Annotated in this window: 18 protein-coding genes and 2 tRNA genes; 18 read left to right on the plus strand and 2 right to left on the minus strand. The window is 65.1% G+C overall.

The window, feature by feature from the left end; all coding sequences use genetic code 11:
• Positions 1-62: 62 nt before the first annotated feature.
• The 3 genes from IFT67_RS13675 to IFT67_RS13685 all read left to right on the plus strand — a co-directional run bounded on the left by IFT67_RS13675 (position 63) and on the right by IFT67_RS13685 (position 2084).
• Entirely contained in the window at positions 63-1466 is a 1404-nt protein-coding gene (locus IFT67_RS13675) for a M20/M25/M40 family metallo-hydrolase (protein WP_192238802.1), read from the plus strand.
• Between the two features lie 154 nt (positions 1467-1620).
• Positions 1621-1887, plus strand: coding sequence for a hypothetical protein (locus IFT67_RS13680; RefSeq protein ID WP_107963659.1), 267 nt, complete (start codon positions 1621-1623; stop codon positions 1885-1887).
• Positions 1888-2008: 121 nt separating this feature from the next.
• Positions 2009-2084 (plus strand) — tRNA-Ile (locus IFT67_RS13685).
• Positions 2085-2289: 205 nt separating this feature from the next.
• Here IFT67_RS13685 and mutL read toward each other — a convergent pair.
• A complete protein-coding gene (mutL, locus tag IFT67_RS13690) occupies positions 2290-4095 on the minus strand; it encodes a DNA mismatch repair endonuclease MutL (RefSeq protein WP_192238803.1) in 1806 nt (601 codons plus the stop codon).
• Between the two features lie 141 nt (positions 4096-4236).
• Between mutL and IFT67_RS13695 the strand changes: the two genes are divergently transcribed.
• The 6 genes from IFT67_RS13695 to IFT67_RS13720 all read left to right on the plus strand — a co-directional run bounded on the left by IFT67_RS13695 (position 4237) and on the right by IFT67_RS13720 (position 10191).
• Entirely contained in the window at positions 4237-5280 is a 1044-nt protein-coding gene (locus tag IFT67_RS13695; protein WP_055878614.1) for a rod shape-determining protein, read from the plus strand.
• 106 nt (positions 5281-5386) lie between these two features.
• Complete coding sequence (gene mreC, locus IFT67_RS13700) at positions 5387-6259, plus strand: rod shape-determining protein MreC (RefSeq protein ID WP_192238804.1); 873 nt, start codon at positions 5387-5389, stop codon at positions 6257-6259.
• On the plus strand, positions 6256-6786 hold the full coding sequence (gene mreD / locus IFT67_RS13705) for a rod shape-determining protein MreD (RefSeq protein ID WP_342344952.1): 531 nt from the start codon (positions 6256-6258) through the stop codon (positions 6784-6786). The genes mreC and mreD overlap by 4 nt, the downstream gene beginning before the upstream one ends.
• Positions 6787-6812: 26 nt before the next feature.
• Positions 6813-8855: a penicillin-binding protein 2 gene (gene mrdA, locus IFT67_RS13710; protein WP_192239132.1), complete on the plus strand. Its 2043-nt coding sequence runs from the start codon at positions 6813-6815 to the stop codon at positions 8853-8855.
• A gap of 38 nt (positions 8856-8893) precedes the next feature.
• On the plus strand, positions 8894-9958 hold the full coding sequence (rodA, locus tag IFT67_RS13715; RefSeq protein ID WP_192239134.1) for a rod shape-determining protein RodA: 1065 nt from the start codon (positions 8894-8896) through the stop codon (positions 9956-9958).
• 157 nt (positions 9959-10115) lie between these two features.
• Positions 10116-10191: transfer RNA gene (locus IFT67_RS13720), tRNA-Lys, on the plus strand.
• A 209-nt stretch (positions 10192-10400) separates the two neighbouring features.
• Here the strand turns inward: IFT67_RS13720 and IFT67_RS13725 are convergent.
• A complete protein-coding gene (locus tag IFT67_RS13725; protein WP_192238805.1) occupies positions 10401-11270 on the minus strand; it encodes a LysR family transcriptional regulator in 870 nt (289 codons plus the stop codon).
• An 88-nt stretch (positions 11271-11358) separates the two neighbouring features.
• Here IFT67_RS13725 and IFT67_RS13730 point away from each other — a divergent pair, with 88 nt between their 5' ends.
• The 9 genes from IFT67_RS13730 to IFT67_RS13770 all read left to right on the plus strand — a co-directional run bounded on the left by IFT67_RS13730 (position 11359) and on the right by IFT67_RS13770 (position 20422).
• Positions 11359-11859 (plus strand): lactoylglutathione lyase family protein, encoded by a 501-nt coding sequence (locus tag IFT67_RS13730; protein ID WP_132741042.1) that lies wholly within the window; start codon positions 11359-11361, stop codon positions 11857-11859.
• A gap of 39 nt (positions 11860-11898) precedes the next feature.
• Complete coding sequence (locus IFT67_RS13735) at positions 11899-13017, plus strand: NADH:flavin oxidoreductase/NADH oxidase (protein WP_192238806.1); 1119 nt, start codon at positions 11899-11901, stop codon at positions 13015-13017.
• Positions 13018-13047: 30 nt separating this feature from the next.
• On the plus strand, positions 13048-13557 hold the full coding sequence (locus IFT67_RS13740) for an SRPBCC family protein (RefSeq protein ID WP_192238807.1): 510 nt from the start codon (positions 13048-13050) through the stop codon (positions 13555-13557).
• Between the two features lie 110 nt (positions 13558-13667).
• A complete protein-coding gene (locus IFT67_RS13745; protein WP_192238808.1) occupies positions 13668-15422 on the plus strand; it encodes a tannase/feruloyl esterase family alpha/beta hydrolase in 1755 nt (584 codons plus the stop codon).
• Positions 15423-15661: 239 nt separating this feature from the next.
• Positions 15662-15907 (plus strand): hypothetical protein, encoded by a 246-nt coding sequence (locus IFT67_RS13750; RefSeq protein WP_192238809.1) that lies wholly within the window; start codon positions 15662-15664, stop codon positions 15905-15907.
• 141 nt (positions 15908-16048) lie between these two features.
• Complete coding sequence (locus IFT67_RS13755) at positions 16049-16201, plus strand: hypothetical protein (protein WP_192239176.1); 153 nt, start codon at positions 16049-16051, stop codon at positions 16199-16201.
• The gene (locus tag IFT67_RS13760) at positions 16140-16547 is read left to right on the plus strand and encodes a hypothetical protein (RefSeq protein WP_192238810.1); all 408 of its coding nucleotides are present in this window, start codon (positions 16140-16142) and stop codon (positions 16545-16547) included. The genes IFT67_RS13755 and IFT67_RS13760 overlap by 62 nt, the downstream gene beginning before the upstream one ends.
• Positions 16548-16676: 129 nt before the next feature.
• Positions 16677-18902, plus strand: coding sequence for a catalase/peroxidase HPI (gene katG / locus IFT67_RS13765; protein WP_192238811.1), 2226 nt, complete (start codon positions 16677-16679; stop codon positions 18900-18902).
• 359 nt (positions 18903-19261) lie between these two features.
• Complete coding sequence (locus IFT67_RS13770; RefSeq protein WP_192238812.1) at positions 19262-20422, plus strand: glycosyltransferase family 4 protein; 1161 nt, start codon at positions 19262-19264, stop codon at positions 20420-20422.
• Positions 20423-20502: the final 80 nt, after the last annotated feature.

The following is a 20502-nucleotide window of genomic DNA, read 5'->3' on the forward strand; positions in this document are numbered from 1 at the left end:
GCGAAGGTTGGCAACGCGCGCGCTCGGACCTAACGGTGGGTCGACACCAAGGGGAATAGCCGATGACGCGTATCGCACCATTTCTGGCGGCCTGTGCCGTCATCACCGCCGTTCCCGTCGTGGCGCAGCGCGCCGCTGCGCCTGCGACCGCGGTCGACGCCAAGGTCGCAGCACTCCGTGACAAGGCGCTGACCGACGATACGGCGTACAAGATCGTCGAGGGCATCACGACCGAGGTCGGCCCGCGGATGACGGGCACCGAAGCGGCACCGCGGGCGCGCGCATGGTCGGTGGCGAAGCTGAAGGCGCTGGGGTTCAAGAATGTGCGGATCGAGCCATACCAGCTGCCGGTCTGGTCGCGCGGCACGGAGGGTGGTGAGTTGGTCGCCCCCTATGCGCAGAAGCTGCATCTGGTCGGCCTTGGTAATTCGGGCGCAACGCCGCCGGGCGGGCTGACCCTGCCGATCGTCTATTTCCCGACGTATAACGACTTGGCGCTCGCCGCCGACGGCAGCCTGAAGGGCAAGATCGCTTTCGTGTCGAACGCGATGCAGCCGACCCAGGACGGGTCGAGCTATGGATCGCAGGGCACCGCGCGCTTCGTCGGACCAAACGTCGCCGCCAAGAAGGGCGCGGCGGCGATCGTGATCCGGTCGATCGGTACCGATCACGGTCGCGGGCCGCACGCGGGCAACACCAATTTCGAGGCGGGCGTGACGCCGATCCCTGCCGCCGCGCTGTCGGTCGCGGACGCCGAGCATGTCGAGCGGCTGGTGAAGCTCGGCAAGCCGGTGACGCTGAAACTGGTGCTCGAAGACAAGCAGATCGGGATGCGGGACTCGGGCAACGTCGTCGCCGAGGTTCCGGGCACCGACCCCAAGGCGGGCATCGTGCTGGTCGGCGGCCATCTCGACAGCTGGGATCTCGGCACCGGCGCGATCGACGACGGCGCGGGCATCGCGATCACCGCGGCGGCCGCCAAGATCGTCATGGACAGCGGACAGCGCCCACGTCGCACGATCCGCGTCGTCTGGTTCGGTGACGAGGAGAGCGGCGGCTTCGGTGGAGCCGCCTACGCCAAGGCGCACGCTGGCGAACGTCACGCGACCGCCGCCGAATCGGATTTCGGTGCCGATCGCGTCTGGCGGTTCGAGAGCAGCCTGCCCGCCGCCGCCAAGCCCATCGAGGACCGTCTGGCCGTCGCGCTCGCGCCGCTCGGGATCGTTCGCGGGGCCGGTGCCCCCCACGGCGGCACAGATGTCGGACCGACGATCGCCACGGGGGTCGCCGGAATCGACCTCAACCAGTCGGGCCTGCGCTACTTCGACTACCACCACACGCCCGAGGACACGCTCGGTCTGATCGACCCCGAACAGCTTCGCCAGAACGTCGCGGCCTGGACCACGGTGATCGCCACGGTGGCCAATGCGCCTGAGGAAATCGGGTCAATTGTGCCTCATAAGTGACGAATTGCATGAACCAATCTGTCATCGTTCTGCCGCAAACCTTGCGGACAGATGAATTTAGCGGATTGACCCCCCGCCGGGTGCCGCTATTTGACGTGACTTCGCGACGGCAATCGGGTCGGCCGCGAGTGAAACTATGCTTGGGAGCATTCGAATGAAGAAGATCGTTCTGATCGCTGCTGCCGCCGGCCTGATGTCCGTCGCAGCATGCAGCAAGTCGCCAGAAGCAGCCGCAGTCGAGAACAACGCGGACATGCTGGCTGACAACATGGAAATGCAGGCTGACAACATGGACGCGCTGGCGGACAACACCTCGAACGCAGTCGCTACCGACGTGCTCGAGAACGCTGCCGACAACATGAACGCAGCTGCCGACAACGTCCGTGACGCTGCCGACGAGAAGACCGACAACATGAACTAAGACCCTGTTGGGCGTTCGCGCTCGATAGAGTATTAGTGTCGGAAAGGGCGTTCCTTCGGGAGCGCCCTTTTTCTTTGTGCCTTTTGCTTTGCGGATGCTTGCGCTAACGCAGGCGCCGGTGGGGCCTGTAGCTCAACGGTTAGAGCTGGCCGCTCATAACGGCTAGGTTGCGGGTTCGATTCCTGCCGGGCCCACCAATTTTTCTCGCCAGACGACACATGGCTCTTTCGCCCGCTGCGACGTGTGGACGTGGCGATGAGCGTATCCTGCGTGAGCCCCTCCGCGATCCGAGACGCGTCCCTCGCCGCATCGGCCGGATGTGACGCCAGAAGCTTCAGGATCGCATGGCCCAACGACGCCGGCGACTCATGTCAGCAGGTCGGCGCCAGACTGGCTCGCCACCTATTTGCGGCCAAAGAGTTTTTCCACATCGGAGAGGCTGATCTTCACCCAGGTGGGACGCCCGTGGTTGCATTGGCCGGAATGCGGCGTGACTTCCATTTCGCGGAGCAGCGCGTTCATTTCGGTGACCGACAGGATGCGACCGGCGCGGACGGAGCCGTGGCAGGCCATCGTCCCGGCTACCGCGTCAAGGCGCTCCTTTAGGGAGAGCGCTTCGTCGAAGGCGGCGAGTTCGTCGGCTAGGTCTGTGACGAGGCCTTTAGGGTCGCTTTGGCCGAGCAAGGCTGGGGTGGCGCGGACCAGCATGGCATGGGGGCCGAAGCGTTCGAGGTCGAGGCCGAACTCGGACAGTTCCTCGGCGCGGGATTCGAGGCGGTCGCAGGCGGATTCGTCGAGTTCGACGACTTCGGGGATTAGCAGCGCCTGGCTGGCGATCGTGCCGCCGATCAGGGCCGCGCGCATGCGTTCGAGGACGAGGCGTTCGTGGGCAGCGTGCTGGTCGACGAGGACGAGGCCGTCTTCGGCTTCGGCGACTATGTAGGTCTTGGCGACTTGGCCTCTGGCTACGCCCATCGGGAAGGCTGCGGTTTGCGGCGGAGGTGTCCAGGCGGGTTCTGCGCGCGCCTGCGGGGGTGACGCGAAGAAGGTTGGGCGAGAGTCGTTTACCGCGCCGTAGCTTCTGTTTTCCAGGGGGAGCCTTTGGAGCGTGCCCTCACCTTCCCATCCGCTTTGCGGACGGGCCCCTTCCTCTCCCCCGGGGGGAGAGGAGATGTTTTCCGGTTGCCACATCGAAAGGGCGGACTCGCTGGCGCGTTGGCTGCGGTGGCCGGCGGCGTCGAGGGCTCGGCGGAGACCGGAGACTATGAGGCCTCTCACCATTGCGGGGTCGCGGAAGCGGACTTCGGTCTTGGCGGGGTGGACGTTGACGTCGACCTGGTCGGTCGGGATGTCGAGGAACAGCGCCACCACCGCGTGGCGGTCGCGCGGGAGCATCTCGGCATAGGCACCGCGGATCGCGCCCATCAGCAGGCGGTCCTTTACCGGTCGGCCGTTGACGAAGAGATACTGGTGGTCGGCGATGCCGCGATTGTAGGTTGGCAGGCTCGCGACGCCGCCGAGCACCAGACCTTCGCGCTCCAGGTCGATCGCGACCGAATTGTCGGCGAGCGCGCGGTCGGTGAGCGTCGCCACCCTGCCCGGCCGGTCCTCGACCTGCATCGCCGACAGCGCACGGCGGCCGTCATGCTCCAGCGTGAAACCGATGTCGGGCCGCGCCATCGCGAGCCGGCGAACGACGTCGAGACAGGCGGCGTATTCGGCGCGCGGGGAGCGGAGGAACTTGCGGCGGGCGGGGACGCGGGCGAACAGATCCTCGACCACGACGCGCGTGCCGGGCGGGAGTGCGGCGGGGCCTTCGCGTTCGACGCGGCCATTGTCGACGGTCCGTGCCCAGCCTTCGGCGCCGCGAATCCGGCTTTCGATCGTGAGGCGCGCGACGCTCGCGATCGACGGCAAGGCCTCGCCGCGAAAACCGAGCGTCACGACCGATTCGATGAACTCGTCGGGCAGCTTGGAAGTGGCGTGGCGTTCGAGCGCCAAGGCCATATCGGCGGGAGTCATCCCGCAGCCGTCGTCGGCGACTTCGATCCGCGAAGTGCCTCCTTCCACAAGGAGAATCGCGATGCGGCCCGCGCCTGCGTCGATCGCGTTTTCGACTAACTCCTTCAACGCGCTGGCGGGTCTTTCCACCACTTCACCGGCGGCGATGCGATTGACCAGATGCTCGGGGAGACGCCGTATTGACATGGGTTTGCGTCTAGACCAAGCGACGGCATCCCGCGACCCGCAAACGCAAGCACCCGGTGAGTTGAACACCGGCGGGCCACGCGAGATTTTTGTGCGATGGGCTGCCCGTCCGGCGGCCAAGGATTACGGGACCCTGATTGAATGGCCTTCTACTCGCGTTTCTTCAAGTTCATGTCGCACGACATGGCGATCGACCTCGGCACCGCGAACACCGTCGTCTACGTCCGTGGCCGCGGCATCGTCCTGAACGAGCCGTCGGTGGTCGCGGTCGAGACGATCAACGGCATCAAGCGCGTCAAGGCGGTCGGCGACGACGCCAAGATGATGATGGGCAAGACGCCGGGCAACATCGAGGCGATCCGGCCTTTGCGCGACGGCGTGATCGCGGACATCGACGTCGCCGAGCAGATGATCAAGTATTTCATCCAGAAGGTCCACGGTCCGCGCAAGTTCGCGCGCTGGCCCGAGATCGTGATCTGCGTGCCGTCGGGTTCGACCAAGGTCGAGCGCCGGGCGATCCGCGATGCCGCGTCGAACGCTGGCGCGTCGCAGGTCTGGCTGATCGAGGAGCCGATGGCGGCGGCGATCGGCGCGGACATGCCGGTCACCGAACCGATCGGTTCGATGGTCGTCGACATCGGTGGCGGCACGACCGAAGTCGCGGTGCTGTCGCTCCGCGGTCTCGCCTACACGACGTCGGTACGCGTCGGCGGCGACAAGATGGACGAGGCGATCGTCTCGTACGTCCGCCGCAACCATAACCTGCTGATCGGCGAAGCGACGGCAGAGCGGATCAAGAAGGAGGTCGGCATCGCCAAGCCGCCGGTCGACGGCATCGGCATGATCATCCAGATTAAGGGCCGCGATCTCGTCAACGGCGTGCCCAAGGAGATCCAGATCAACCAGGGCCAGATCGCCGAAGCGCTGAGCGAGCCGGTCGCGACGATCGTCGAGGGCGTCCGCGTCGCGCTCGAGAACACTGCGCCGGAACTGGCCGCGGACATCGTCGATCAGGGCATCGTGCTCACCGGCGGCGGCGCGCTGCTCCAGGGTCTGGACGAAGTGCTTCGCGACGAAACCGGCCTGCCGGTGACGGTCGCCGAGGACCCGCTGACCTGCGTGGCGCTCGGCACCGGCCGCGCGCTCGAGGATCCGTTGTTCCGCGGCGTGCTGATGAGCGGCTAAGAGTTTGTTTTTGCTTTAAGACACGCGGACACGAAATCGCGTCGTCCGAGTCGCGGGGGTAGGTCCCCCTGCGCTTTGGCAGCGCCCGAGACAGGGGGACAGGCGCATGGCGCCAGCCCGCGACCGGCGTACGGGGTTTTCCCGGCGTCGGCAATATGGTGTGTTCATGGGCTATGTGCTCGCCGTCGCTGGTGCGGTGGTGGGCCTGGTGCTGCTTGTCGCGTCGACGTTCAATCCGCCCGCCTTTTCCGCGCTGCGGATGGGCGTCGCGGGGGTGACGACGCCGGTGTCGACCGGACTCGCCACGGTCGGATCGTCGATCTCGGGCATCCCCGATGCGATCGGCAATTACTTTTTCGTGAAGCAGGAGAACGTCGCGTTGCGGGCGGATCGCGAGCGGACGCGGGCGTTGCTGATGCGCGCGCGGACGATCGCGTATGACAATCGCCGGTTGCGCTCATTGCTCGCGATCCGCGAACGCTCGACCGCGCCAGTCGTAACCGCACGGCTGGTGAGTTCGAGCGCGTCGAGCGGGCGGCGCTATGCGTTGCTCAATGCGGGTCGCTGGAACGGCGTCTTGCCCGGCATGCCCGTGCGCGGTCCCGACGGGCTGATCGGTCGCGTGGTCGAGACTGGCCCCAACGCGGCGCGCATCCTGTTGCTCAGCGACGGCGACAGCATCGTGCCCGTCCGCCGCACGCGCGACGGGATGCCGGCGATCGCCGCGGGGCGCGGCGACGGTATGATCGACATCCGCTCGGTCAACGCCACCAACGTCCGCTTCAACGCGGGCGACCTGTTCGTGACGACCGGCACCGGCGGGATCTACGCGCCCGGCGTGCCCGTCGCGCGCGTGACCAAGGCGGGGTCGGACTCGGTGATGGCGCGCGCCTTCGCCGATCCCGACACGCTCGACTTCGCGCTGGTCGAGCGGATGTTCATGCCCGTGCCCCCGCCTCGCCCGGTGACCCAGCAATGATGCCGCCGCGCCTGGTCGACAGCGTCGACTACAAGCCGTTCGAGACCAAGATTCCCGCTGGCCGGTCGCGCGCGATCCCCTGGGCGACCGTAATTGCCGGGTCGCTGGTCACGATCATCCCGGTGGTCGCGACGATCCCGCTGCTCCCGCCGTTCGGGTTCGTCATGCTGCTCGCGTGGCGGTTGCTCGCACGGTTCGCGTTCAAGCCGTGGGCCGCAGCCCCGCTCGGCTTCTTCGACGACCTCGTCAGCGGCCAGCCGCTCGGCAGCGCGGTGCTGATGTGGTCGCTCGCGTTCGTCGCGATCGACATGATCGAACAGCGGCTCGCGTTTCGTGATTATTGGCAGGACTGGCTGATCGCCGGCGGGCTGATCGCGGCATGCATCCTTGCCGGCCGCTTCATCGCAGTGCCGGTCGGCGCGCATGTCGACACGATCCTGATCGCGCAGATCGCGGTGACGATCCTCATGTTCCCGCTGGCGGCCCGCATCGTCGCGGCGATCCAGAACAAGCGCGGTGCCGAGTGAGGAATACCCCGCGGATCGTCACCGAGATGTCGCAGGCGTACAGCTTCTCGCGGCGCGCGTGGATGCTGGGCGCAGCACAGGGCGGCGTTGGCTTGCTGCTGGCAGGGCGGATGGCGTGGCTGTCGATCGCGCAGAACGAGCGCTACACGATGTTGTCGGAAAGCAACCGCGTCAACATGACGTTGCTGCCGCCCCGCCGCGGCTGGATCGTTGACCGCCACGGCGTGCCGATCGCCAACAACCGGACCGATTTCCGCGTCGACATCATCCCCGACCGTCTCCGCGACAAGGAGCGCGTGCTGCCGCTGCTCGGCCGCATCCTCCAGCTGCCGCCCGAGGAAGTCGAGCGGATTGCGATCGATCTCGAACATGCGGCGGGGTTCCAGCCGGTCCAGGTCGCGGAGAATCTCGATTGGGAGCGGTTCGCCGCGGTCAGCGTCCGCCTGCCCGAACTGCCCGGCGTCGCACCGACGCGTGGGTTTGCGCGCAGCTATCCGGCCGGCGCCGCGGTCGCGCACCTGACCGGCTATGTCGGCGTACCCAACGCCGAACAGTACAAGAAGACGCGCGACCCGTTGCTCGTCACCCCCGGCTTCAAGCTCGGCAAGGACGGGCTCGAGAAGATGCTGGAGGCCGAACTCCGCGGCGTCGCCGGCGCCAAGCGCGTCGAGGTCACCGCGCGCGGCAAGCTGGTCGCCGAACTCGCCACCAAGCCCGACGTCCCCGGCAAGACCGCGCGGCTGACGATCGACGCAGGGCTTCAGGAATACGCGGCAAGGCGACTCGGCACGAACTCCGGCTCGGTCGTCGTGCTCGACACCCGTACCGGCGAGATGCTCGCGATGGTGTCGATGCCTGCCTATGATCCGAACAGCTTTTCGGACGGGATCAGCCATCTCGAATGGCAGATGCTGAGCGACGACGATCACGTGCCGCTGATGAACAAGGTCACGCAGGGGCTGTATCCGCCGGGGTCGACCGTCAAGCCGATGAACGGCCTTGCGCTGATGAACGCCGGCGTCGATCCGATGACCCGCGTCAATTGTTCGGGCGCGATGCGGCTCGGGACCAGCGTGTTCCATTGCCACAAGAAGAGCGGCCACGGCCCGCTCGATCTCAAGAACGCGATCATGCAGAGCTGCGACATCTATTTCTACGAGATGGCGCGGCGGGTCGGCTACAACGCGATCGCGCCGATCGCGCGCACGCTCGGGCTCGGTCAGAAGTTCGACCTGCCCTTCTCGACGCAGCGCTATGGCACCGTGCCCGATCCGGCGTGGAAGCTGAAGAAATACAAGCACGACTGGACCGTCGCGGATTCGCTCAACGCGTCGATCGGCCAGGGCTATGTGCTCGCCAACCCGTTGCAGCTCGCGGTGATGGCCGCGCGGCTCGCATCCGGCCGCGCGTTGCAGCCGAGCATCCTTGCGAGCCATGTCCACCGCGACTCTCCTGCCCTCGCGATCGACTCCGAGCATCTCGCGCGCGTCCGCGATGCGATGTTCGGGGTGATCAACCAGGGCGGCACCGGCGGCGCGGCGAAACTGCTGATCCCCGGCGTCGCGATCGCAGGGAAGACCGGCACCGCGCAGGTCCGCCGCATCACGATGGCGGAGCGGCGTTCGGGCGTGCTCAAGAACGGGCAGCTGCCGTTCAAGATGCGCGACCATGCGCTCTTCATCGGTTTCGCGCCCGCCGATAACCCGCGCTATGCGCTCGCGGTCGTGCTCGAGCATAACGGCCATACCGTCCGCAATCTTGACACGCCGATGATCGGCCGCGACATCATGACCTATATGCTCGACCGCGAGCGTGCGTTGAAGTCGCTTGCCGAAGTCGAACCGACCTGGGGCGGCGATATCCGCACGCGCATGGCGGCGACCGCGGAAGCCTACCGCAAGGCGCAATCCGCGCCACCCGCCGCGATCGCCACCAAGACCGACGCGATCGTGCCCAGCGACGCCCCCGCAGTCGCCAACGCCACCGACATGGCCAACGCCACGCAGGAAGCGCTGACCGCGCCCGGTGCGACCGTAGCCGAAGACGACTCGAGGGACCGTCAGCCGTGAACCGCATCGTCCCCGAACCGCTCGCCAAGCTGCCATGGATGGTGATCCTGCTGGTGGTCGCGATCGGCTGTTTCGGCCAGGTCGTGCTGTATTCGGCAGCAGGCGGCTCGCTGCACCCCTGGGCATTGTCGCAGGGCATCCGCTTCTTCGTGCTGCTGGCCGGTGCGATCGGCCTCTCCTACGTCCCCGAGGGCGTCTGGAAGGCAGGATCGCTGCCGACCTATGCGATCCTCGTCGTCTCGTTGCTCGCGGTCGAACTGCTGGGGAAAGTCTCGGGTGGCTCGCAACGCTGGCTCGATCTCGGTTTCATCCGCCTGCAGCCGTCCGAGTTCATGAAACCGGCGATCGTGCTCGCCTGCGCCAGATTCTACGACATGCTGCCCCCCAACGAGACGCGACGGTTCGGCGCGGTCTGGCCGGCGGCGATGCTGATCGGCGTGCCCGCGGCGCTGGTGATGCTCCAGCCCGATCTCGGCACCGCGCTGATGATCTGCGCGGGCGGCGCGACGGTGATGTTCCTCGCCGGCATCCCGCTGCGGCTGTTCGTCGGCGGCGCGATCGGCGCGGCCGTCGCGATCCCGCTCGCGATCAACTTCGCGCTGCACGACTATCAGCGCAACCGCATACTTATCTTTCTCGATCCCGAAAGCGACCCGCTCGGTACCGGCTATCACATCAGCCAGTCGAAGATCGCGATCGGCTCGGGCGGAATCTGGGGCAAGGGCTTCCTCCAGGGCACGCAGAGCCATCTCGACTACCTCCCCGAAGGGCATACCGACTTCGTCTTCGCGACGATGGCGGAGGAATGGGGCCTGGTCGGCGGCTGCCTGCTGATCCTCGCGTTCCTGCTGGTGATCCGCTGGGGCATCGAGGTCGGCCAGCGCGCGCAGACCCGCTTCGGCAGGCTGGCGGCGGCGGGCCTGTCGACGACGATCTTCTTCTACGTCGCGATCAACCTGATGATGGTGATGGGCCTCGCGCCCGTCGTCGGCATCCCGTTGCCGCTGGTGAGCTTCGGCAGCTCGGCGCAGATGACCGTGTTGCTGTGCCTCGGCATTTTGATGTCGATCGACCGCCAGAACCGCAAGACGGTCGGCTGGTAGGGCAAAAAACCGACTTATTTCGCGAAAAAGCGGCGCGATCGACGAAAACGGACTCGGATCGACGAAAAGGGGGTTGCGGCCCCCGATGAGTCTGCTAACAGCGCGCCTCCAGCAGCGGGGCGCCACACCAGGGCGCCACTCAAAACCGCCCCGGAATGGACGCATAGCTCAGTTGGTAGAGCAGCTGACTCTTAATCAGCGGGTCCTTGGTTCGAGCCCAAGTGCGTCCACCATTTCTTCTTAATCGCCAGACACCTGACTCCACTCCCTTCACTAGCGTGAGTTGGAATGGGCTGGCACCGCGATTAGTTGGCGATCGTGACCGGAGCCTTCTCTCTTGGCTGCGGCGTTACCTGATTTGCGCTCGGCATCCCGTCAGCCTGCTCCCCAGGCTGCTCAGCCGCTGGACATTCGGCAGCGCTTTTATCAAGCCGCCTCCGCCCTAGCGGCTTATCTCGGCTTTCAGATATCGGAGAACATGGCCGGCCCGCGCCGACAGCGGCCATTCGGATCGGTGGATCAACCACAGCGTGTCCACGACCGCGACACCTTCGACGACACGGATGTGCGACGCCTTGTCGAACGCCTGACGGGCGTAACGCGGGAGTACGGTGAAGCCCAATCCGCGCGCGACCGGCTCGAGGATCAGGCTGATCTGGTTGCTGAAGCCGCGCACGGGCAAGCGGCGCACGCCCGGATTGCCGTCGAACCGCCGCGACAGCAGACGGGTCGCCATTGCCTGGCCGTCCGGGTGATCGATGAACCCGATCCGCTCCAGATCGTGCCAGTCGCGAACCGTCTCGCCGGCGGGAACGATGAGTTCGAGTGGCTCTTCGAGGAACGGCGTCGCCGTCAGGCGCGGGTCTTCGCTACGGGTGGTGGCAATACCCAGCTCGGAACGATTGGACGCGACCGCATCGATGACCTCGCTGTCCGGCGCGAAACGATGGCGGATTACCAGACCGGGCTCGGCGCGTTGCAGATCGAGTAACAGCGAATAGAGCAGCAATCCTACGCTACCCGGCGTGACGAGATCGAGCGCGCCGCGCAACGCATCGGTATCCGCCAACTTCGCCGCCAGCCGCTTGTCCGCGGCTTCTAGTTCGCGTGCATACTCGAGCAGCGCGAGGCCGGCAGGCGTCCACTCCAGCCGGCGCGAGCGACGGATCACGATGGCACCGAGCCGGGTTTCGAGCTGGCCGACATGCTGGCTGACCGCAGCCTGCGTCAGATCGAGGACCGCGGCGGCGCGCGTGAAGCTGCCGGCCTCGGCCAGCGCGACGGCACTACGGATCCAGAGCGGGTTCAGCATAACCATAATTTATCGATGCCATAAGGAGACGCTGGTTTCGCTAATAATCGACCGCCTCCATCTGGTTCGGACAGCAAGAGGACACGTGATGGTCGCCCCCTACCCCCGCAGTTTTTCGCATATCGGCCTGTCGGTCACCGATCTCGACCAAGCCGTGACGTTCTACACCGACGTGCTCGGCTGGTATCTGATCATGCCGCCGACGACGGTTGCCGAGGACGACAGCGCGATCGGCGTGATGTGCACCGATGTGTTCGGCGCCGGCTGGGGATCGTTCAGGATCGCGCATCTCTCTACGGGCGACCGCGTCGGCGTGGAGATGTTCGAGTTCCGGAATGCGGAAAAGCGCGAGAATAACTTCGAATATTGGAAATCGGGCATCTTTCATTTCTGCGTGCAGGACCCCGACGTCGAAGGTCTCGCCGCCAAAATCGTCGCGGCGGGCGGTAAGCAGCGGATGCCGGTGCGCGAATACTTCCCCGGCGAGAAGCCGTTCCGGATGGTCTATATGGAGGATCCGTTCGGCAACATCCTCGAACTGTACAGCCATAGCTATGAGCTGACCTACTCGGCCGGTGCCTATTCCTGACCGGCGGCCCGCCCGCTTCCCGTACAAGAGAGACGTTCCATGGCAGCGCTTTTCACGCCCTTCACGCTGAAGGACGTCACCCTTCGCAACCGCATCGGCATTCCGCCCATGTGCCAGTATAGCGCCGTCGACGGCGTCACCACCGACTGGCACCTCGCACACTACACCGGCATGGCGCGCGGCGGCGCGGGGCTGGTGATCGTCGAGGCTACCGCGGTGTCGCCGGAGGGGCGGATCACGCCTGGTTGCACAGGGTTGTGGAACGACGACCAGGTGCCGGGCATGGCGGCGATTGCCAAGGCGATCAAGACGGCGGGCGCGGTCGCGGGCATCCAGATCGGTCATGCCGGCCGCAAGGCGAGCGCCAACAAGCCCTGGGAAGGCGACGACCATATCGCGAACGACGCTCCTGGCGGCTGGCAGACGATTTCGCCATCCGCGATCGCGTTCGGGGGTGGCTTGCCGAAGGTCCCGACCGAGATGTCGCTCGACGATATCGCGCGCGTAAAGGCGGACTTCGTGTCCGCGGCCGAGCGCGCGCGCGACGCCGGGTTCGAATGGCTCGAACTGCATTTCGCGCATGGCTATCTCGCGCAGAGCTTTTTCTCCGTCCACGCCAATACGCGCACCGACCAATATGGCGGCAGCGCGGAGAACCGCGGCCGCTTCCTGCTCGAGACATTGCAGGCGGTGCGTGCGGTGTGGCCGGGCAACCTGCCGCTCACCGCGCGGTTCGGCGTGCTCGAATTCGACGACCGCGACGAGGAGACGATGGCCGAAGCGATCGCCCTCGTCCGTCGGTTCAAGGACAATGGCCTCGATTTCCTGAGCGTCAGCATGGGCTTTTCGACACCCGATGCGACCATTCCGTGGGGCCCTGCCTTCATGGCGCCGATCGCCGCGCGCGTCCGTGCCGAAACCGGGCTGCCGGTCGGCACGGCATGGGGCATGGACATCCCCGCCGACGCAGAGCGGTCGATCGTCGATGGTCAGCTCGACATACCGATGATGGCGCGCGCTCATCTCGCCGATCCGCATTATCCGTTCCGCGTCGCGCGCGAACTGGGGGTGCCGAAGGCGTCGTCGGTATTACCCGATCAATACGCCCATTGGCTGGCACGCTATCCGGGACCGCAAAACGGCGACCCGATCGATTAACTCCGTTCACCGGGACCAAGGACAAGACGCATGAGCGACATCATCTGGCCTGCGGGATACGTGCCCGGCTTCACCGACAATTTCTGTTCCAACGAGATGATCGTCACCGGCCTGACCGCTGCCGACATCTGGCCGTTCCTCAACATCCCGACGCGCTGGCCGACCTATTATCCGAATTCGGCCGATGTACGGTTCCATGACGGCAAGGGCCCCGAGCTCGATGCAGACGTACGCTTCTTCTTCTCGACGTTCGGCTTTCCAGTCGAAGCGCAGGTCGTCGAGCATGTCGCGCCGGTCGTCGGCCAGCCCGCACGCGTGGCCTGGCATGGCTGGTCCGGCGAAGGCGCGGATCGTCTCGATGTCCACCATGCCTGGCTGATCGAGGACCTGTCGGGTGGCCGCGTGCGTATCCTGACGCAGGAGACCCAGAACGGTGCGCCGGCAAAGGAACTCGCAAAGGCGAACCCCAACCCGATGATCAACGGCCACCAGGACTGGCTTGTCGGACTGGTCGCCGCGGTTCGCGGCGTCACCGGCTGAGCCTGTCAGAACAGTATCGGCGTCGGGATGCTTCCTGGCACAGATGCGCGCTTGATGAGCACGTCGCGTCGGATACCAACGCTGCATAACGAAGTATTGAGGAACGAGAGATGGTCAGGCGCATGCAAGTGACGCTACGGGCGTTGGGCGCAGCAATGGCGACGTTCGTGCTTGCCGCAGGGGGGCAGCCTGTCGTGGCACGAACCACCACGTCGCTCGCCGCGGTGCCTGCCCAACGCAGCTGCGCATCTCTTGCCACGCTGAATGCATCGACCATGCACACGGGCAAGGTAACGATTGCCGCGGCAACCGTTACCACCACCACCGCCGGACAATTCTGCGAAGTCCGCGGCACGATCGCCCCCGCGCCCAGCTCGACCATCGATTTTCAGGTTCATTTGCCGGTGACCAAATGGACGCAGCGCTATGTACAGGTCGGCTGCGGCGGCCTTTGCGGGAACGTCAACGTCGCGATCGACAACGCCAGCGGCTGCGCGCCTGCGCTGAACGGCGAATTCGTCGTTGCCGCCAACGACATGGGCGCAAAAGTACCAGAGGGCGGCCCAATGGGCAGCTTCGCGACCGATCCTGAAAAGCGCATCGATTTCGCCTATCGCGGCAACCACGTCACCGCGCTCGTCGCGAAGTCGCTGATCCGCGTCTTCTACGGCCGACAGCAACGCCACGCCTACTTCACCGGTTGCTCGGACGGCGGGCGCGAAGGACTGATGGAAGCGCAGCGTTACCCCAACGATTTCGACGGCGTGTCCGCAGGCGCGCCTGCAATGAACTTCCAGGTACAAAACAGCTTCTACCATGCATGGATGGCGTCGGCGAACCTCGACGCGGCGGGCAAGCCAATCCTGCTCGCCGCCAAGATACCGGTGCTTCATGCTGCGGTGCTGGCGCATTGCGACGCGATGGATGGGCTGAAGGACGGGCTGCTGTCGGATCCCCGCGCCTGCCGGGTGGATACCGATTGGGTTGCCTGCAAGCCCGGCGCCACTGCTACCGATGCCTGCCTGACCGCGCGCGAAGCGGCGATCGTCCGTCGCATCTATGACGGCCCACGCGCACCGGATGGTCGCAGCTTTCTTGTTGGCGGTCCGCAGCCCGGATCCGAGCTGCAATGGGACTTTATTCCTGCCAGTGCGACCGATCGGTCGATGAGCGCGATGCTGGGCGCAGCGATGCGGCGCTACATGATCTTCCCGCAATCGCCTGCCCCCAGTGCGCTGGTCGACGACTTCTCGTTCGATGCCAGGACCTTTGCCGAGGTGACGCGGCTGCACGGACTGAACGATGCCACCAATCCAGATCTGCGTCCCTTCGCGCAGCACGGTGGGCGGATGATCTTGTGGCATGGCTGGTCGGACACCTCGATTTCCCCGATGACATCGATAGCGTATTACAAAGCGGTGCAGCAATTGATGGGCGCGCGGTCCGCAGATGCCATGCTGCGACTGTTCATGCTTCCCGGCACGGGCCATTGCGGCGGTGGCGATGGCTTTGCGCAGGTCGATACGCTGACTCCGCTGATGGCATGGGTCGAAGCTGGTCATGCGCCGGCGCAGCTGACCGCCGACAAAGTGGCGGACCTTGCCAAAGGTCCTCGGGGCGGGTTGCCGGGGGCCGACCAGTCGGGAAAGCAGTTACCGCTCGCCAGCCCTGCGGCCACCGTCCTGGCCAGACGCACGATCTACCCCTTCCCCGCCATCCCGCGCCCGGGACGCAGCGGTAACGTTGCAGGGAAAAGCGTCATCATCGAACAGCCCGTGATCGACTGGCACGGTGCCGACCTGTTTCGACCGGGGTTTCAGCGCGCGTACAGCGTTCGCGATAATGCACTCGTCGCCGACCGCTGAATTGGCAAAACCGATACGCGCGACGCTTCGTGGACGGCGTTGAGGTCGCATCGATCATCAAGATATCGATGCATCTGCTCGTCATCATATATACCGAGCCGTTTATCGGCATGCAGAATGCCACACGTGCCTAACGATCGGAGCCCATAACAATGCAGCGAAACGTCCTTGTCGCCCTGTCGATCGTAGCGCTGGTTGGCTCTACCTCGGCTTGGGCCGTTGGAGATGTTCCCGTTCGAATGAAGCCCAAGCAGGTGGCAAGCTTCTATCGGTCGATCCGGCCCCTGCTCGTTTCCGATGGCGTACCGTGTCCGCTGAACCAGCACCCCGTGTCGGGCGTCATTACCGGAGGCGCGTCCCCGCAAGGCGGCAGCCAGCAAACCGTCCTGACGTTCGACAAGGGCGCGAAGGTTACCGTGTCACGCACGTGGAACCGCTCGGCAACGGGCACGCCCGCGACGATAGAAATCGTGTGTTCGCTGTGAAGGCCGACCGAATGGCCACCGAGACAAGCCGCATTGGGAACCGGCGTATGATATGCGGCCGACGCCTTCTTGCGAACGGCTCGCATCTACTCGAGCAGGACGCGTCGGGCACATGATCGTATCTGCAGGGGTTGCTCGAGCATGCCGAAGACCAGTGCCAGGGATATCGACGCGATCGCGACCGAGGGCAGCGGGTCCTACACGACGCGCCGGATGAGTTCGGCCACCGGGCTTGCACTGTCGATCCGCGACACGCCGCAGTCGGTCAGCGTCGTTACCGCCAGCAGATCATGATCTCGCCAATGGCTGGCATTTCCAGGCGGCGTACAACCGCTCGTCCAACACCCGCGACGGCTATGACGTCGCCGCCTATTACGGTGCGCCCGATCGCGACGGCATCGGCGTCCACATCAACCCGAGCTATTCGCACGCCGACACCACGCAAGATCGCGAGGCCGTTTCGCTTCCGAAGCGCGCCCAGCCCCTACCCAAGACGCAACCGGAAAAGGCGGGCGCAACGCTGACACTGGTCGTGCCCGTCGAATTTCTTTCGCTGATATCGAGCAGGTTACACGCATGGGTCAGTCCGTCCCCCGCTCGGAAGATCCAGAACAGTCTGCCGCACGACAACGACCGATAGGCTCGCCATCCGCCGATCTGTGATCGACTGTCGTGATCTATCCTGCCCGAATAATCGATTGGACAAATGTCCATCAAATCCTGCATCTTAGGTCCAAGCACGGAATACTCATCGAGAGAGGACGCCAAGATGGCCGATTACGAACAGCCCAAGAGCAGCGGTTGCCCCATGGGCCCCAACGGCGGCGGCGAGGTCAAGGCCCGCTCGCTGCTCGGTCGTACCAACAAGGATTGGTGGCCGGATGCGCTGCCGATCGACATGCTGCACCAGCACGGCGTCTCCCCCGACCCGATGGGCGAAGAGTTCGACTATGCCGAGTCGTTCCAGCAGCTCGACTATGCCGCGCTCAAGGCGGACCTGACCGCGCTGATGACCGACAGCAAGTCCTGGTGGCCTGCCGATTACGGTCACTACGGCCCGTTCATGATCCGCATGGCGTGGCACGCCGCCGGCACTTACCGCGTGACCGATGGTCGCGGCGGGTCGTCGTCGGGTCAGCAGCGTTTCGAGCCGCTCAACTCGTGGCCGGACAACGGCAACCTCGACAAGGCACGTCGTCTGTTGTGGCCGCTGAAGCAGAAGTATGGCAAGAACATCAGCTGGGCCGATCTGTTCATCCTCGCCGGCAACGTCGCGATCGAGAGCATGGGCGGACCGATCTTCGGTTTCGCAGGCGGCCGCAAGGACGTCTTCGCCTCCGAGGGCGACACGTTCTGGGGTGCCGAGGAGCTGTGGGTCAACGAGGGTGCGCAGACCCGCATCAGCGAAGACATGCCCGAGCTCGAGGGCCCGCTCGCCGCGATCCAGATGGGTCTCATCTACGTCAATCCGGAAGGCCCGGGCGGTGATCCGAACCCGCTGCTGTCGGCACGCGACATGAAGGCGACCTTCCTGCGGATGGCGATGAACTCCGAGGAAACCGTCGCGCTGACCGCCGGCGGCCACGCGTTCGGCAAGTCGCACGGCGCCAAGCCCGCACCGCATTTCAAGGCACCGTCTTCGGAATCCGTGCACATGCAGGGTCTTGGCTGGCTGACCGACAGCGAGGAGATTGGCCAGGGCCACATCACGACTTCGGGTATCGAGGGCGCATGGTCGAACAACCCGACCAAGTGGACCGGCGATTACCTGCGCCTGCTGTTCAAGTACGACTATGAGCTGACCGAGAGCCCGGCCGGCGCAAAGCAGTGGCAGCCGGTCAACCCGGCACCCGAGGACATGGCACCCGACGCACGCGATCCCAACAAGCGCGTGCCGACGATGATGACCACCGCCGACATGGCGCTGAAGATGGACCCCGAGTTCCGCGAGATCGCGCTGCGTTTCCGTGACGATCAGTCGGCACTCGACGACGCGTTCGCACGCGCCTGGTTCAAGCTGACGCACCGCGACATGGGTCCGCGCGTTCGGTATCTCGGGCCTGAGGTTCCGGAAGAGACGCTGATCTGGCAGGATCCGGTTCCTGAGGGCACCGCGCCGTCGGACGCCGACGTTGCAGCGTTCAAGGATGCCGTGCTGTCGAGCGGGCTGACGATCGGCCAGCTGGTCAAGACCGCCTGGGCGTCGGCATCGAGCTATCGCCGGTCGGACCACCGCGGTGGTGCGAACGGGGCGCGCATCGCGCTCGCCCCGCAGAAGGACTGGCCGGTCAACGAGCCCGAGCAGCTGAGCAAGGTCCTGGCCAAGCTCAACGAGTTGCGCGGCGACATGTCGCTGGCCGACGCGATCGTGATGGCCGGTTCGGCAGCGGTCGAGAAGGCGGCGCGCGATGCCGGTCACGACGTGTCGGTGCCGTTCCTCGGTGGACGCGGCGATGCGACGCAGGAGTGGACCGATGTCGAGAGCTTCGTGTGGATGGAGCCGCAGGCCGATGGCTTCCGCAACTACCTGAAGACGCGCCACCCGGTGAAGACCGAGGAACTGCTGCTCGACAAGGCTTCGCTGCTCGGCCTGTCCGCGCCGGAGATGACCGTTCTGGTCGGTGGCCTGCGCGTGCTCGGCGCGAACTTCGGTGATGCGCCCGAGGGTGTACTCACCGAGCGTAAGGGTCAGTTGACCAACGACTTCTTCGTCAACCTCCTCGACAACGACACGTTCTGGGACTTGGTCGACACGTCGAGCGACGAGAAGTTCATCGGCTACGATCGTGGCGGTCGCGAGAAGAAGTGGCAGGCGACCCGTACCGACCTGATCTTCGGCTCGAACTCGCAGCTGCGCGCGACGGCCGAAGTCTATGCCGAGAACGGTCACGAGCAGAAGTTCGTTCGCGACTTCGTCAAGGCGTGGGTCAAGGTCATGAATGCCGATCGTTTCGACGTCACGGCAAAGCCTGTATCGTCCAACCAGGCGACCTGAGCTTCGGTGACAGGCAGACAAGCCGTGCTGGTCTGGGCGACGTTCCAGACGAGCACGGCTTGTCCGCCATTACTCGTTATAATTGTCGTGACGATGGCATGAACTTCGATCGTTACCCTGTCTCCAGCTACCGCCCTCGACAGCGATCCTTGTCGGGCTGGCTGACAAAGGTCCAAGGCGTTCTCGCCGAACGGCGTCGGAAGATGGCCAAGCCCGGCAGCGCCAGGGACTGATTGTGACGTCGCCAGAGTGCCTTGCGACGTTCGGTGCGTTCCCAGCCCTGATCCAACCCGCTATCATCGCGTACTCGGATCAGGTGAACGACGGTGCGGATACCGTCGGCAAAGGGGAGGTCACAGATGGCGGCACCGTTGACGGCTCGGCGATCGGTCGTCGTCATCAGCGACTGGGTCGATGGCCAACATCCTGGACACGATCGCCCGTCATCTACCCTGCTGCCAGCACACGCGACCAATCCGAAAAGCCAGCCGTGGATCGGCGATCTCGCGCCCGTTGACGTGACGGGCGGGTATCTGGAGCGGCTGCCACTCGCGCTGATCGCCGCTGGCATCGTCGATCAGGCCGAGATCTGGCATCATTGGCGCGGCGAGGACGAGCCTCCATTCCGCAGGGACAACGCCGTTCTGGCGCGCCGCGCCTTCCGGATTGAAAACGAGCATGCCCCCTTTGCCTCGTCGCAGATGAATGCGTTCGTCGAAGCGTTCGGCGCGCCGCATATCCTCGTCGTGTTCGGTTTGGGCGTCGCGCCCGACCTGCTAGCGCTGTGTGCGAACAGCATCATCCTCTACAATTCGATCGACGCGCCCTCGCTACGCGTACCGCCAGAAGTCAGCGAGCATTTCGATCTCGTCATCACCGGCGCGCAGTGGCAGTCGGACGAAGTCGAGGCGCGCCACCCCGGCATGCGCACCGCGATCCTGCCGGTCGGGCCTGAGTTCGCCGCGATCGACCAGTTCCGTCCGCTCGGCACGCCCAAGGACGTCGACCTGATCTACGTCGCCGCCGCGCAGCCGTACAAGCGCCACGACATCCTGTTCGATGCCCTCGCGCCACTGCCGCGCGACGTCCGCGCGCTCTGCGTGTTCGGATACGGCGAGGATGCCGACGCACTCCGCCGCCGCGCGCAAGAGCAGAACCTCTCGATCGAGTTCGTCGGGCCACCAGGCGTGCCTATCGAAGAGGTCAACCGCCTGATGAACCGCGCCAGGTTCGGCGTCGTCTGCGGCATCGACGACGGCGCGCCCGCGATCCTCACCGAATACATGCTCGCCGGCCTGCCCGTACTCGCCAATGCGGCATTACGCTGCGGATTGCAGTTCATCCTGCCCGAGACCGGCATGACGGCTTCGACGAACGGGTTTGCCGATGCAATTCTTACAATGCGCGAAACCTACGAAGAATTCCGGCCCCGCCAAGCCGTGTTGGAACGTTGGACTTGGCAGCATAGCGTTGTGCGTTTGAGGGCAATTATCCAGCAAATACATGATGCAAAGCAATGACATTTACATAGTCAGGTTTGAGGTGTGGGCTTAGGTTCGATCGACAACGCGGATAACCGCGGATTTGCGGATTGGAAGAG

The sequence above is a fragment of the Sphingomonas sp. CFBP 13728 genome, assembly GCF_014841895.1.
Lineage (GTDB): Bacteria > Pseudomonadota > Alphaproteobacteria > Sphingomonadales > Sphingomonadaceae > Sphingomonas.